Raw genomic sequence first — 12,861 nt, 5'->3', positions numbered from 1 at the left:
CGTTCCTGCGCAAGGCACTTCCAGCGAACGCTCAATACATCGAAAAAGCCACTAATTGGCATCAGGGCTGATGCCAGTCTGCGCGGGCAGTCTGTGCATTTCGACGTCATCAGCAACAAAAGTCCGCTGGGCGTGCTTCCGGTAGAAAAAATAGATAACCCCATACACTGGCCTTTTCTCGACAGAGGTCAGTTCAAGAATACTGACTATTTTGGAAAGCTCTCCAATCAACCTGTCCGCAATGCGTGCGAGGACTTTACCTATCCGCTAATGCCTCCGGAGGATGAGGCTGTCGTATGGGAGACATGGGTGCCCCTTGACAAAGAAGCAACGTATCTTGAGCTACAAATATGGTACTCCAGCAGCCTCATAAAGTCAGGAAAAGAGGATACCGGATATCTGTTTCAGCTTGAACTAACTAGTGAGGTAAAGACCACATTCGACGGCCTGATCAGTACCGAACTTGAAATAAAGGCAACTAGCCGAATTGGCACCTTGACACTCGAAATAGCAGAGTAAAAATCATGAAAAAAAATAACTGCCATACCTGCTCCCCAAAAGAGCTTGAAAGCATGACTGACGCGTTACAGATTAATAGTAAACCCAAAAACTATCTGAGTGGCGAGGACGTCTTGAATTGGTCAATAACAACTATGGCAAGATCGCCTAATGAAATACTTTTGACTGAGCTGATTACAATAACCATCTGTGCATGCCCATCACTATTTTTTGTATGGATTGGCCGGGATATATACTTAGACAGTCCTTCCGAGGCACTGTTTTTGGTGTATACATCCGCAGGAGCGGCTCTCTACCTGATTGCATTGATCATCCGCCAAAAAACCATCTACAACTACACCCTGAAAACCGACGGTGCCACAGTCGAGTACTACCTCCACTATCCCGACTTCGCCTCCGCACTTTTCAAAGGCATCGCTATTTTCGTCATCCTGGCATTCGTCCTCGTCGCCCCTCTCACCGGATCATTGCTCTTCCTGATCGGCCCAGTGGCGATGGCCTTTATCACAGCCATCAAACTGCTGAACTGGGAAAACCCCGTCCACTATCGACAAACCGCCCCGTGGCATTTGCATGAATTTGTCACGGTTGATCACAAACGTCTGATGGTCATTATCCATTGCGAGGATATAACCAGCGGATTCGCCGCGCGTTTTCCCAGCAAGGCGCTTATGGACAAATACCTCGCGTTTCTGCGCAAGGCACTTCCAGCCAACGCTCAATACATCGAAAAAGCCACTGACTGGCATCAGGGCTGATGCCGCTCAGGCTTGAGTCATCTACGCCTCAAGCCTGAGAAAGCAATCAATGCGCAATTGGCACAGTAAAGCGGAACTCGCTACCCTCACCCAACTGGCTTTGCGCTCCCAGTTCTCCGCCGTGGGCCTTGATGATGCCTTGGGAGATGTATAAGCCCAGACCGGTGCCGGTCGGGTTGCCCTCCTTGACGGTCCAGTAGCGTTCGAAGATGTGCGGCAGTTGCTCGGGTGGGATGCCCTCGCCGGAATCACGCACGGTGAACACGATTTCAGTGCCGTTGGACATCGCCGCCACGCCGATCTTGCCCAGTTTCGGGGTGAACTTGATGGCGTTGCCGATCAGGTTGGACAGCACCTGGAACAGGCGCTCCGGGTCGGCCTGGACCTTGAGGTCGGGCTCGGCATTGAAGGAAATCTCGATGGATTTGTCAATCGCCAGCGGGGCCAGCAAGGTGTAGGCCTCTTCGAAAATCTGGCTGACTTCCAGTGGCTGCGGTGTGATGGTGTAGCGGCCTGCTTCGATTTTCGACGTGTCGAGCAGGTCTTCAAGCAACACATTCATGCGGCTGGCTGCTTGCTGCATGGTGTCGATTGCCGTGGAAATACGCCGCGAGGTGTGTGGCCCATCGGAGCTGAACGACTTCTGCATCATTCCGCAGAGCATGGAAATGACCGTCATCGGGTTGCGCAAGTCATGGGAAACGACCGCTACCAGTTCGTCACGGGCACGAACGGCCTGTTGCTCCTTGCGCACCTGGCGGGCAAGGTCGTTTTCCAGCGCGGAGCGGCGCAGGTCGTTAGCTGCAAACACGTCGCCATGGCTCCACTTTGGCGCAATCCCGGTCATTTCGACCTTCCAGATTTCAAACGATGTGCGCGGCCGAAGGCGCATACCGCCTTCCGAGCTTTCCATGTTCAGCGGTTTGTTCGGATCACCGCTCCACTGGACGCTTTCCTTGACCTCGGAACGAAACCAGATCACGCCGTTATCCACAGGTTTGGGCAAGTTCATGGCCAATACACCACTGGCGACTGGCTGGTAAGCTTCCCCGGGCGCGTAGACACTGGAAAGATGATGACTGGCATACACCGGCTCGCCGCCTGCAATCATCCATGTGTGCAGCGCACGTATATCCGAAACCTCCGGGCAGGCCCCGTAACAATGCGTCTGCCGGTCTTCGATGATCGCGACGCCGGTCGCACCGACCAGATCCATCAGCAATTGCGGCTGTTGTGCCAGACCGTCAAAGACGTTTTCTTCGGACTCGGCCATGGCTTGATGCAGTTGCTCAAGCGCTCTGACTTTCGCCTCGCGCTGACGGCTTATTTCCAGAGCTTCCATTGCGCTGATCTGCAGCGACAACACCTGACCTATCGCCTGGCAGGCACTGCGCAGTTCGTGGGACACGTACAACGGGGTACGGTGCCCGCAACTGATCAGCCCCCACAACTTGCCGCCCTGAATCAGCGAAACACTCATGGACGACAGCACGCCCATGTTTTTCATGTACTGACAGTGGATCGGCGAAACACTTCGCAGCGTCGAAAAACTCAGATCGAGTTGCTGCTGAGTGTCGGGGCGCAATTGAGGCACCAATGGCACCGGGGTGTAATCGGCATCAGGAATAATGCGCAGCCAGTTGCGGCGGTACAGTTCGCGCGCCTGCTCGGGAATGTCCGACGCCGGAAAGAACAGGCCGTTGAAGAGTTCCATGCTGGGTGCAGACGCTTCAGCGATCACCTGACCATGGCCTTCTTCTTCAAAACGATAGATCAGTACCCGGTCGTAACCGGTCATACGCTGGATCTCGCGGACACTGACTTCATACAGCGTTTGCAGATCACTCGCAGCGTGCAACTGACGCAACATACGGCCCATGTTGCCAGTGCGCTCGGTATAACTGACCGCTTGCGCGTCCTTGTCCTGAATCTCGAGTTCCAGAACCAGTACCCCCTGATTGCGGTGCATCAAGGCTTCGAACTCGATGCCATTGACCGTCATCAGCAAGCGTTGCGCATCAACGAACGAATCATGAGCGCTGGCGCTTCTGATCACCTCGGCCCAGCCGGCCCCCAGAACATGCTCGAGGCCTTTACCGAGAACGTGTTCGGGTGCATGGCCCAGCACGCTCTGCACATTCGCACTGACCTGCAGGATCGTCAGGTTTGGCTCTTCCAGAGTGAACAACAGACCGTGAGGCTGAATGGCTCCGGGAAACTGAATAGGCTCATCCGCACAATTGGCCAGGAGGACTTCAAAAGCGTCCTTGTCGAGTTGGCTCATAGCAGTACCTCTTGACCATCGAGCCATTGCTCGAAACATGCAAATGTGGACTGCGCCGCAAACGCTGCGGCGTCAATAAAAACAACTTCTCGCGGCACTGCATCCAGGTGGTTCAAAAACGCCCTCCAGCGTGGCCCGGTATCGGCACCGTAAACATCGAGAAAGGCCGCTCCACTCTGCTCATCCAGACCCAGTCGCCTGTTTATTTCGCGCCGTAACACCTGCCCGCCCAACGTTGCACCTTCAAGGACGTACATGACTCCCAGGCATGAACCGGGCGTATCCACTGCTGGCAGTTGCTCGCAGCGAGGCAGTTGCCTGATGTCGTCATCAGACAGACCCAGAGCACGCAGGTCCTCGACCAGCACAGCGGTTTTGACCCGATCTTGCGGGATAAGCTCCGCAGGCATCAAGGCACTGTCGTGCAATGCAGCTTCAAGCGGTGCATAAAAGCCGTAATAAGCCTTAAGCAAGCGAAGGTAAAGAGCATGATCCAGCGCGGGTGAAAAAAACGGCATGCGTTTTTCGAGCTTAACGTGAAGCTGACTCGTTTCAGCACGCAGTGCAGCAAGCAATTTCGGCGAGGTAACACATGAAAAACTTGCCGGCATCCAGGAAGGCTCTTGAGTGTGCAATAGACAAAAAACGCATCCGAGCGAAAACAGGCCGCCAAAATACAGATTCGAAGCAAAATCCGACAGTTTTTTCCGGTATTAGCGATGAAATACCATAATCCACCAGAAAAATAGCCAGTGCCTCGGGCAGCTGTTTATACCGCCCGAAGAACTTGCTCTTGACTGGTGACGATAGTCGAAAACAGCGCCATGTACGTCTTTAATCCGTGCAGGGTTCACATTGGCAAGCACTTTAACATCATCAAATACAGATGCCATCATCACGCAAGCATACGGCCTTGACCATAGGCTTGCGCAATATCCTGCGCCTGGCGTGGTTCGGGTGATCAGCGCACGTTCTGATACAGCATCATTCGCGAGGTTTCATGCAGGCCGCGAGTGAGGTCACGCAGCCGCTCGAACTCTTGCGGGTTCTGCTCGGCGACGTTATCCAGCGGCGTGAGGGAAGACAGATCGTGAAGCGTGGGCGAACTGCCATCGTGCTCCATTTGCAGCAGGTAGTTACGGGTGACACCGCCAATCAGCGGGAACGTGCCTTCACGCAGTACCAACGGCACCACACGTTCGCCTTCGGGAGCGGGCTGCTGAATGTCACGGCCCATCGTGCCGCTGGTGAATGGCATACCGGTCATTCCCGCCAGTGTCGGCAGTAGATCCGCAAGGCCGACCGCGTCATCGACTACCCGGGTGCCCAGCAGGCCGGGCGCATGAATCAACAGCGGAACGTTATTGCTCTCCAGCCCCAGTTGTTCGAACGCCGGGGCCATGTGCGGGATCTGGCTGATGCGTGTGTTGTGATCACCAAACAGCACAAAGATGGTGTTTTCGTAATAACCGCCCGCCTTGGCCAGTTCCATCAACCGACCGATATTGAAGTCCAGCAGACGCACCGCGTTGTATTGCTCCACGCTTCGCGAACCGGCGGCCTGCACCTGCTCCAGTGTCTTGTCGCTGACCTGAAAACCATCGTTGTCTTTGGGGATGGTGAATGGCCGGTGATTGCCAGCGGTCTGTACGTAGGCAAAGAACGGTTTGTCAGCTGGCAACGCGCGCAGAATCCGGTCGCTCTCCTTGAACAGATCCAGGTCGGAAATCCCCCACACATCCACCTGCGGCGACTTCCAGTCGCGCTCGTCGTAAAGGCGCACGTCATCGATACTGCGGCGGATCAACGCGTTCATGTTGGCCCAACCGGAATTGCCACCAATCATGTACAGCTTCTCGTAGCCCTTGAAGTCATTGATGATGGTGTTTTGACGCGTCAGCAGCGGATGACGCGTAGCCGTTTCCTGGCGGGTGACATCGGGCACCCCGGTGATGCTTGCCCAGACCGTTTTTGCGGTGCCGGTCACCGGCACATAGAAATGCTTGAAGAACCAGCTTTGAGTCGCCAGGTGGTCCAGATTCGGCGTCGGGTTCAGCGGATTGCCGTAGGCACCGACAGCACTGGTGCCCAGTGATTCAAGCATGACGAACATGACATTCGGCGGCCGCTCGCTGCGCACTCGGTAAGGCTGCACAGGCTGGTGACGCTTGAAGTTCAAGGCCTGCGCATCTGGCTGCTGGACACCCAGATAGCGCGCGACCGACTCATAGTGTTCACGCACCTGGGCTTCATCGAAGTGGGACTGGGAGACCTTGAGCGTGTCGTACAGGAACAGCGCCGGGTTGAGCCCCAGTGCCGCGACCTGGCTGTTGCCGGAAAAGAATGCATCGCTCCAGCGCAACGGTACGGGATTTTCCAGATTGAGATTCTCGACCCGGCCCAGCAAACCGAGAAAGGTCGCACAGACCACCAGTGCCGAACCCCAGACCACGGACCAGCGATTGAGCGGCCGGGCCTGGCGGTCCAGAGTGACACGTTCAAGCCTGAGCAGCGCCCAGCCAAGCGCTGCAACGGTCAGCAACCAGCCAGCAGTGATCCACAGCACCGGATAGGTCTGCCAGAGCATGTCCCGGGAAATCTGCGCATCCTCCAGATAGCGCATCACGCTGGCGTTGAGCCTGACCCCGAGATAGGCGTAATGACCAAAGTCGACGATATGAATCATCGTCAGAACAGCCAGCGCAACAATCAGATAGCCTCGCGCCAGCCAGCGCAAGACCGGCTGGCTGACCATGTTCCAGCGCGGCAACCAGAGCAACACTGCGACCGGCAGCAGTATCAGCAGCGCCAGACGCAGGTCGAAACGCACGCCGATACCCAGCGTCTGCGCAACCTCGCCATGGGTAAACAGGGCGCCCGGCTCGACGCCAGAAAATCCGAAGAAAAACACCCCCCTCAGTAACGCCGACAGCAGGAATACCAACATGACCGCGCCCAGCCAATAATGCAGGCGTCGCGATTGCAACCAACTCATCGTCATTCCTCTAGACATTGCCAGCAGACAGAGTGGCCGAACGGCGCGACTCCGTTGCCCGGCGATAAACAAAACGGATGCCCAGGCTCAGCAAAGCCCCGCAGCAGTACAGGGCGAGAAGCGGGTCAATCAGGTAATCCCAATAATTTTCCGACGGTTTGATACGAAATGTGAATGCCAGCGTCGCAGCAGCCAGCATCACTACAGCCAGCGCATTACGCATCAAGACCAGCCCCAACGCGATAACGGCGACAATAATGATCATCGGTCGCGGATTGTAACCCCAGCGGTAGGGGTCGAAGTAAGTCAGACCCAGCGTGGCCGGATACAACGTCAGCGCCAGCACAGCGAACACCAGCAGCATCACCCATCGCCGGGAAACTGCCATCGGTCTGAGCACACCCAATCGCTGCAAGGTCAGCCAGCCCAGCACCACCAGACTGCTGATTGCCAGATCGTCGGTCAGGCTGCGAGCGTACGACGCCATCGACAAACCGTCGAATGAAATAACGCTCAACAGCGAGGTCGCTGCCAGCAGGCCACAGCGCCACCATAACGATGCGGTCAGCGGAGCCAATAGCACAAACAGGGTCCAGGCAAACGCCAGATGAGCCAATCCCAAAGCGATCATAAAAGTTGCTCCGCCAGCCAGGCCTCGTTGAAGCTGACATGTTTGATGAAGGTGTTATTCCACGAGTAGACCAGGTGATACAGGCCGTCCGGGCTACGGATGAAGTACGGGTATTCGTATTCGAAATCACACCCCTGCGCGGAACAGACACGCTGGTCCAGATTGCTCAGAAACTCGGCTTCCATCGGTTGGCGACGTGCGCCACTGGAAGCGCGAAAGCCTTCGCCGATGGCAGCCTTGTAGGCTTCCAGGGCAAACGGTGTACCCAGCGGATCGGGTGACTTGTCCAGATCCGGCAGTGGCCGCCAGACCTTCATCTGCTCGTCGGTGCTGTACAGGCTGAGCTTGAAGCGACCTTCGCGCAGGTCATTCAACGCCACCAGCAAGCCCTTACCCGGTACGCCGACGGCGGCCAGCGACGAGTTGGGATTGCTGGGTGTCAGCGGTTGCGGCTCGCTCCAGGTCTGACCGCCGTCTTCGGTACGGCTGGCCAGTACCCGGTGAAACGTCTCGCCGGCATAACGCAGCAAGGCTACGGCGCGTTGGCCGTCCAACGGTACGACGGTGGGCTGCAGGGAATTTTTACCGCGGCTGATGCGAAACTTGTCGATGACTTCGCCATCTGCGCTCAGATACAGGTATTCGGCAAACTTGCCGAGAAACTCGTGGTAGACCGGCAGGCCGATCGAGCCGTCGGTATGAAACACCGGCGCGCCACGTACCAGCGTGCTGATGTTCAAAAACGGCGATGTCACCAGCTGCCACGGCGGCGACCAACTGACCCCCATATCGCTGGACACCATGGCATTGACAGTACTGCCCGCCCAGCCGCCGACCGAGACTGACACGTAGAACAGCCACAGGCGATTGTCCGGAGCCAGCGCGATCACCGGGTTGCCCAGTTTGCGGATGTATTTGCCAGTACCTGACTGAGTGGACGCCCGGGTCGCCAGGACCTGCTCGCCGCCCCATTCACCGTTGGACGCATCGAACCGCGAGGTACGTATTTCAACGTCTCCCGCGCCTTCGCGAGAACCGGCGAACCATACCGACATGAGGTCGCCGCCAGGCAATGCCGTCACGGCTGACGAATGCACGAAATCGTCCAGATCAGAAGACGCGAAACGCGAAATGTAGGATGCCTTGGGTGCCACACTTTCAGCATCGACCGGTGCGGTGCTCACGGCAAAGGCAGATATCCGGTGCTGTGGATGGCTTAGCCATGCACTGAGAAAAATCACTACAACAATCAGGCCTGCGCTCCATGCAGTCAGGTTTTGGGAAATAACACGCATCAGGAGGCATCACTGTGATGAAGGGCAAGGAGGTGGTTTCAGCGATGGCGATCTTCAGGTAACGGACGTCGTTTGCCTGTCAGCATCGACAAGGGCAGGTTGTCACGCACTTGAAAGCTTTCGAAGATGGCCGCGGCCATGTGCAGCACTACCAGGGCACACAATGTATTGGCGAGAATTTCATGAGCCTGCAAAGGCCAGTCAGCACCCCACAAGGCATCAACTTCCTCCATCAGGAAGCCGGTCAGGCCCATGCCGAAGATCAGCGCCATCATGAGTACCATGACCAGCGCACCGAGCGGAGAATGACCGAGCCTGTGTACCGGCTGCCGGTTGATCAGCGACCGGACATGCGCACGCAGGCGCGCCGGGCTCGGCCAGAAATCGCTCCAGCGCGCGCTGGCTGGTCCGATAAATCCCCACACCACTCGCACCGCCAGCCAGGCAACCGCGTAATAGCCCAGCCAGACGTGCCAGTCGTCACCCGCCTCATTGAAGAAGTAATTGGCAACGAAAACACCCGCGATCGAGATATGAAACAGTCTGACCAGCGGGTCCCACAGGCGCAGGGAAACCCGGTTCATTACTTGATCTCGGTCTTGACCGCTTTACCAGTGACCGGATCGTGATAGATCTCGACCTTGCGCTTGTCCTTATCGAAGCCGTAAATCTCGTAGCAGTTGCCGTCAGTCACTTTGAACTTGCTGATCTCGTAACCCTGAGCCTTGAGCTGCTCCTGGAATTTGGCCTGATCCTGCCATTGGGACTTTTCAGCGGTGGTGCATTGCGGACCGGCAAGGGCCAGCGGGCTGGCCAGCAACAGGGAAACCAGCAGGACTTTACGCATGACAGATACTCACAGGCAGTTAAGGAGCCGCTACTGTGCGAAACCAGTCTTAGGAAAAGCTTAATACGCAACAGCTCGTAACATCTTCCCGGACACACGGCACTTCGCGACGCTGCCTGCTGACGGCATGATGGCGCCCTTCTCACCCTATTCATTGGTCACAACCCTATGCGCCTGCTTCTTGTCGAGGATGATCGTGCGATTGGCCAAGGCATCCGTGTGGCCCTGAACACCGAGGGCTACACGCTGGACTGGCTGGAAGACGGGCTGAGCGCGCTGCACGCCCTGCGCAGCGAACCCTTCGACCTGTTGCTGCTCGACCTCGGCCTGCCGCGCATGGATGGTTTCGATCTGCTGCGCCAGTTGCGCGCCGAAGAGCTTGCCCTGCCGGTGCTGATCCTGACCGCGCGCGACGGCACCGCCGACCGCATTGCCGGCCTGGACGCCGGTGCCGACGACTACCTGATCAAGCCGTTCGACGTCGATGAACTCAAAGCCCGGGTCCGGGCTTTGCTCAGGCGTAGCCAGGGACGTGCGCAGCCGTTGCTGGAACACGCCGGTATCAGCCTCGACCCGGCTTCGCAGCAGGTCAGTTTTCAGGGCAGCGAAGTGCCGATGACGCCAATGGAATATCAACTGCTGCACCAATTGATGATCCGCCCCGGCAAGGTGGTCACCCGCGAGCGCTTGTCCAATACCCTGTATGGCTGGCAGGACAAGGTCGAAAGCAACACTCTGGAAGTGTTGATTCACAACCTGCGCAAGAAACTGTCCACCGAACTGATCCGCACCGTGCGCGGCGTCGGCTACCTGCTGGAGCTCAAGGCATGACCTCGGTACGCGCGCGCATTCTGGTCCCGGTGCTGGTGCTGTTGCTGCTCGGCGACCTGGCGATCAGCCTGCTCGCGCTGCGCGACAGCCATCACGAAATAGAAGAAGTCTACGATGCGCAACTGGCCCAGAGCGCGCGCCTGTTGCAGGGTGTGCTGCGCCAGCGCGCTACGGGTGAGCAGGATCTGGACAAGCTTTATCAAGCGTTCGATCAGGCCATGAGCCGGGTCGGTACCAGTGGCGTTGCCCATCCGTACGAAACCCGGCTGACGTTTCAGGTCTGGCGCACGTCGGGCGAGCTTTTGGTGCGTTCGGCCGAAGCGCCGCTGCTCAGTGCGCCTCCCGCAGAAGAAGGCTCGCATGATCTGGTCGAGAACGGGCATGAGTGGTGCGGCTTCCTCCTGGCCGACCCGCAGCAGGGTTTCCTGATCTGGGTCGGTGAGCGCGACGATGTGCGTCAGGACCTGATTCAGCGCATTGTCAGCCACACCTTGTGGCCGACGCTGATCGGCGTGCCGCTGCTGGTGGTCGCGATCTGGCTGGCGATAGGCTGGGGCCTGCGCCCGTTGCAGTCGATGGCCAGGGTTATTCGCCAACGCGATGCCGAAAGCCTTGAGCCGCTTGATATAACACCGCTGCCCAAAGAGCTCGAACCCATGCAACACGCGCTCAACCGTCTGCTGACCCAGATCGAAAGCGTGCTGGAGCGCGAGCGGCGGTTTATCGCCGACGCCGCCCACGAACTGCGTACACCGCTGACCATTCTGCGCATCCACGCACAGAACGCCCGCCAGGCTGAAACCCCGGAACAGCGTCTGGAGGCACTGGATTTTCTCGTGCACGGCGTCGACCGTGCTGCCCGTCTGGCCAGCCAGTTGCTGACGATGGCCCGACTTGAGCCGCGCCTTGAAGTCAGCCAGTTACAAACCTTTGAACTGAACACTTTGGTGCGCGAGGAAATGGCCGAGCTCACGCCGCTGGCACTGGAGAAGCGTGTCGATCTGGTGTTCGAGGCGGGCGATGACTGCGTGATCCACAGCGACCCATCAGCCATCACCATCGCACTGCAGAATCTGCTGACCAACGCGCTCAACTTCGCCCCGCCGGCCAGCGAGATTCGCGTGATGCTCAACCGCCAGGAAGACGGCAGCGCACATTTGTCAGTCGAAGACGCAGGGCCGGGTATCGACGAGAAACAGAAAGCACGCCTTTTTGAACGCTTCTACAGTCAGGGCCACAGCAATGGCGCTGGGCTGGGGCTGGCGATCGTCGACATGATCGTGCGCAAACTGGAAAGCAGCCTGCACCTGCGCAATTCAGCGCAGGGCGGGCTGTGTGCGGAGCTGCGAATCAAAAGCAGAATGGCTTGAAAACCAGTCGACTCAGAGCACCACGCGTAAGCACTGGCCAGCGTGATACAGCGTGAAACCGGCGTCGTAAGCCAGCGTACGCAGGCCATTGGCCGAGACCTTTTTGCTGCTGGAAAAGCTCACCGGCAGCGCAGTTGCGTCGTTGCTCAGCAGGTAATCGGCAAAGCACTTGCCGATCAGCGTTCCGGTGGTTACGCCGCGGCCATTGAAACCGGTCGCGGCCAGCAGGCCGGGCGCAGGCTCGAACAGACGCAGCAAGTGGTCTGGGGTGAAACCGATGCGGCCAGTCCAGGTGCTCTGCCACTCAACCCGACCCAACTGGGGAAAGTAGTGCTGCTGGATGCGATCAGCCCACTGACGAATAAACCACAGCGGATAATTGCCAGCGTTGCCAAGGCTGCCCAGCACCAGTCGCCCGTGGGCATCGCGACGAATACTGCTGAGCACCGTGCGCGTGTCCCAGGAACCCTGCCCGCCACGCAGAATGCCCGCCTGCTCGCTGCCGCTGAGCGGCTGTGAAGCGACCTGATAGTAGTAGCCTGCGAAGATGTGATCCTTGATGTCGGTCCACTCACCTTCGGTGTAGGCGTTGGAGGCAATGATGACCTTCTCGGCGCGCACACTGCCCGCGGCGGTGGACACTTTCCAGCCATCGGCAGTGCGTTGCAGCCCGTTGACGGGAGACTCGCCAAACAGCTGACCGCCCAGCGCCACGACATTGAGCGCCATGCCTGACACATACGCCATCGGGTTCACCGTACCGGCACGGTGATCGAGCAACGCACCGCTGACCTTGTCGGTGCCACAGGCGTCTTCACAGGGTTTTCCGGTCAGCAGTTCGACCCTGGCACCGCGCCGCTGCCACTGCTCGGCACGGCTGCGCAGATCAGCCAGTCCTTTTGCATTGTGGGCCATGTGCAGGTTGCCGGTGCGGGTGTCCTGACACTCGATGCGGTACTTGTCGATAGTCGAAAACACCAGCGCCGGAGCCGCGCCCAATGCGCTATTGAGGCGGCTGGCCTCGACACTGCCCAATACCTTGTCCAGTTCGTCGGGTGCCACCCAGGTGCCTGCATTCACCAGACCGACGTTGCGCCCGGAGCCGCCATGGCCGACCTGATGAGCGTCGACCACGCACACCGATTTTCCGCCTTCCAGCAACCGCAACGCCGCCGACAAACCGGTGAAACCTGCACCGATGATGCACACGTCGGCGCTTCGTTCCCCAATCAAGGCCGGACTGACCGGACGTTGCGGAGTCAATTGTTCCCACAGACAGCCTTCAGCAAACTGCACCATCGAAAAGCTCCAGCAATGTCGGCAATAAGCGC

Annotated in this window: 11 protein-coding genes and 1 pseudogene; 4 read left to right on the top strand and 8 right to left on the bottom strand. The window is 58.1% G+C overall.

Annotated elements, in window-relative coordinates:
• Positions 1-519: pseudogene (locus RYC18_RS05760) on the top strand (hypothetical protein); the annotation flags it as partial.
• 53 nt (positions 520-572) lie between these two features.
• Positions 573-1,277 carry a permease gene (locus RYC18_RS05755; protein WP_316884120.1) on the top strand — a complete coding sequence of 235 codons (705 nt, stop codon included), beginning with the start codon at positions 573-575 and terminating at the stop codon, positions 1,275-1,277.
• A 46-nt stretch (positions 1,278-1,323) separates the two neighbouring features.
• Here RYC18_RS05755 and RYC18_RS05750 read toward each other — a convergent pair whose 3' ends face one another.
• The 7 genes from RYC18_RS05750 to RYC18_RS05720 all read right to left on the bottom strand — a co-directional run bounded on the left by RYC18_RS05750 (position 1,324) and on the right by RYC18_RS05720 (position 9,329).
• Positions 1,324-3,561, bottom strand: coding sequence for an ATP-binding protein (locus tag RYC18_RS05750; protein ID WP_316884118.1), 2,238 nt, complete (start codon positions 3,559-3,561; stop codon positions 1,324-1,326).
• Complete coding sequence (locus tag RYC18_RS05745; protein WP_316884116.1) at positions 3,558-4,172, bottom strand: biliverdin-producing heme oxygenase; 615 nt, start codon at positions 4,170-4,172, stop codon at positions 3,558-3,560. Before RYC18_RS05745 ends, RYC18_RS05750 begins: the two co-directional genes overlap by 4 nt.
• A 350-nt stretch (positions 4,173-4,522) precedes the next feature.
• A complete protein-coding gene (locus RYC18_RS05740; protein ID WP_046835375.1) occupies positions 4,523-6,556 on the bottom strand; it encodes an LTA synthase family protein in 2,034 nt (677 codons plus the stop codon).
• A 10-nt stretch (positions 6,557-6,566) separates the two neighbouring features.
• The gene (locus RYC18_RS05735) at positions 6,567-7,187 is read right to left on the bottom strand and encodes a hypothetical protein (protein WP_002554358.1); all 621 of its coding nucleotides are present in this window, start codon (positions 7,185-7,187) and stop codon (positions 6,567-6,569) included.
• Positions 7,184-8,482 carry a sialidase family protein gene (locus RYC18_RS05730; RefSeq protein WP_316884110.1) on the bottom strand — a complete coding sequence of 433 codons (1,299 nt, stop codon included), beginning with the start codon at positions 8,480-8,482 and terminating at the stop codon, positions 7,184-7,186. The genes RYC18_RS05735 and RYC18_RS05730 overlap by 4 nt, the downstream gene beginning before the upstream one ends.
• Before the next feature lie 38 nt (positions 8,483-8,520).
• Complete coding sequence (locus tag RYC18_RS05725; protein ID WP_002554360.1) at positions 8,521-9,066, bottom strand: cytochrome b/b6 domain-containing protein; 546 nt, start codon at positions 9,064-9,066, stop codon at positions 8,521-8,523.
• Positions 9,066-9,329, bottom strand: a complete 264-nt coding sequence (locus RYC18_RS05720; protein ID WP_002554361.1) for a PepSY domain-containing protein — start codon at positions 9,327-9,329, stop codon at positions 9,066-9,068. Before RYC18_RS05720 ends, RYC18_RS05725 begins: the two co-directional genes overlap by 1 nt.
• Positions 9,330-9,497: 168 nt before the next feature.
• On the opposite strand from RYC18_RS05720, the gene RYC18_RS05715 reads away from it, so the two are divergent.
• Both RYC18_RS05715 and RYC18_RS05710 read left to right on the top strand, forming a co-directional pair.
• Positions 9,498-10,160, top strand: coding sequence for a response regulator (locus RYC18_RS05715; protein ID WP_002554362.1), 663 nt, complete (start codon positions 9,498-9,500; stop codon positions 10,158-10,160).
• Complete coding sequence (locus RYC18_RS05710) at positions 10,157-11,530, top strand: sensor histidine kinase (RefSeq protein ID WP_057405050.1); 1,374 nt, start codon at positions 10,157-10,159, stop codon at positions 11,528-11,530. The genes RYC18_RS05715 and RYC18_RS05710 overlap by 4 nt, the downstream gene beginning before the upstream one ends.
• 12 nt (positions 11,531-11,542) lie before the next feature.
• Here RYC18_RS05710 and RYC18_RS05705 read toward each other — a convergent pair whose 3' ends face one another.
• Entirely contained in the window at positions 11,543-12,829 is a 1,287-nt protein-coding gene (locus RYC18_RS05705; protein WP_316884102.1) for an FAD-binding oxidoreductase, read from the bottom strand.
• Between the last annotated feature and the right edge of the window lie 32 nt (positions 12,830-12,861).

Origin of the sequence: Pseudomonas syringae group sp. 247E2, assembly GCF_032587795.1 — a bacterium.
Taxonomy (GTDB): Bacteria; Pseudomonadota; Gammaproteobacteria; order Pseudomonadales; family Pseudomonadaceae; genus Aquipseudomonas; species Aquipseudomonas amygdali.
This window is presented reverse-complemented; position numbering and strand designations above follow the sequence as displayed.

What these genes read in the sequence shown, in the direction of transcription:
- RYC18_RS05755 (WP_316884120.1), top strand. Translation starts at nt 573, where the DNA reads ATGACTGACGCGTTACAGATTAATAGTAAACCCAAAAACTATCTGAGT.
- RYC18_RS05750 (WP_316884118.1), bottom strand. Translation starts at nt 3,561, where the DNA reads ATGAGCCAACTCGACAAGGACGCTTTTGAAGTCCTCCTGGCCAATTGT.
- RYC18_RS05745 (WP_316884116.1), bottom strand. Translation starts at nt 4,172, where the DNA reads ATGCCGGCAAGTTTTTCATGTGTTACCTCGCCGAAATTGCTTGCTGCA.
- RYC18_RS05740 (WP_046835375.1), bottom strand. Translation starts at nt 6,556, where the DNA reads ATGAGTTGGTTGCAATCGCGACGCCTGCATTATTGGCTGGGCGCGGTC.
- RYC18_RS05735 (WP_002554358.1), bottom strand. Translation starts at nt 7,187, where the DNA reads ATGATCGCTTTGGGATTGGCTCATCTGGCGTTTGCCTGGACCCTGTTT.
- RYC18_RS05730 (WP_316884110.1), bottom strand. Translation starts at nt 8,482, where the DNA reads ATGCGTGTTATTTCCCAAAACCTGACTGCATGGAGCGCAGGCCTGATT.
- RYC18_RS05725 (WP_002554360.1), bottom strand. Translation starts at nt 9,066, where the DNA reads ATGAACCGGGTTTCCCTGCGCCTGTGGGACCCGCTGGTCAGACTGTTT.
- RYC18_RS05720 (WP_002554361.1), bottom strand. Translation starts at nt 9,329, where the DNA reads ATGCGTAAAGTCCTGCTGGTTTCCCTGTTGCTGGCCAGCCCGCTGGCC.
- RYC18_RS05715 (WP_002554362.1), top strand. Translation starts at nt 9,498, where the DNA reads ATGCGCCTGCTTCTTGTCGAGGATGATCGTGCGATTGGCCAAGGCATC.
- RYC18_RS05710 (WP_057405050.1), top strand. Translation starts at nt 10,157, where the DNA reads ATGACCTCGGTACGCGCGCGCATTCTGGTCCCGGTGCTGGTGCTGTTG.
- RYC18_RS05705 (WP_316884102.1), bottom strand. Translation starts at nt 12,829, where the DNA reads ATGGTGCAGTTTGCTGAAGGCTGTCTGTGGGAACAATTGACTCCGCAA.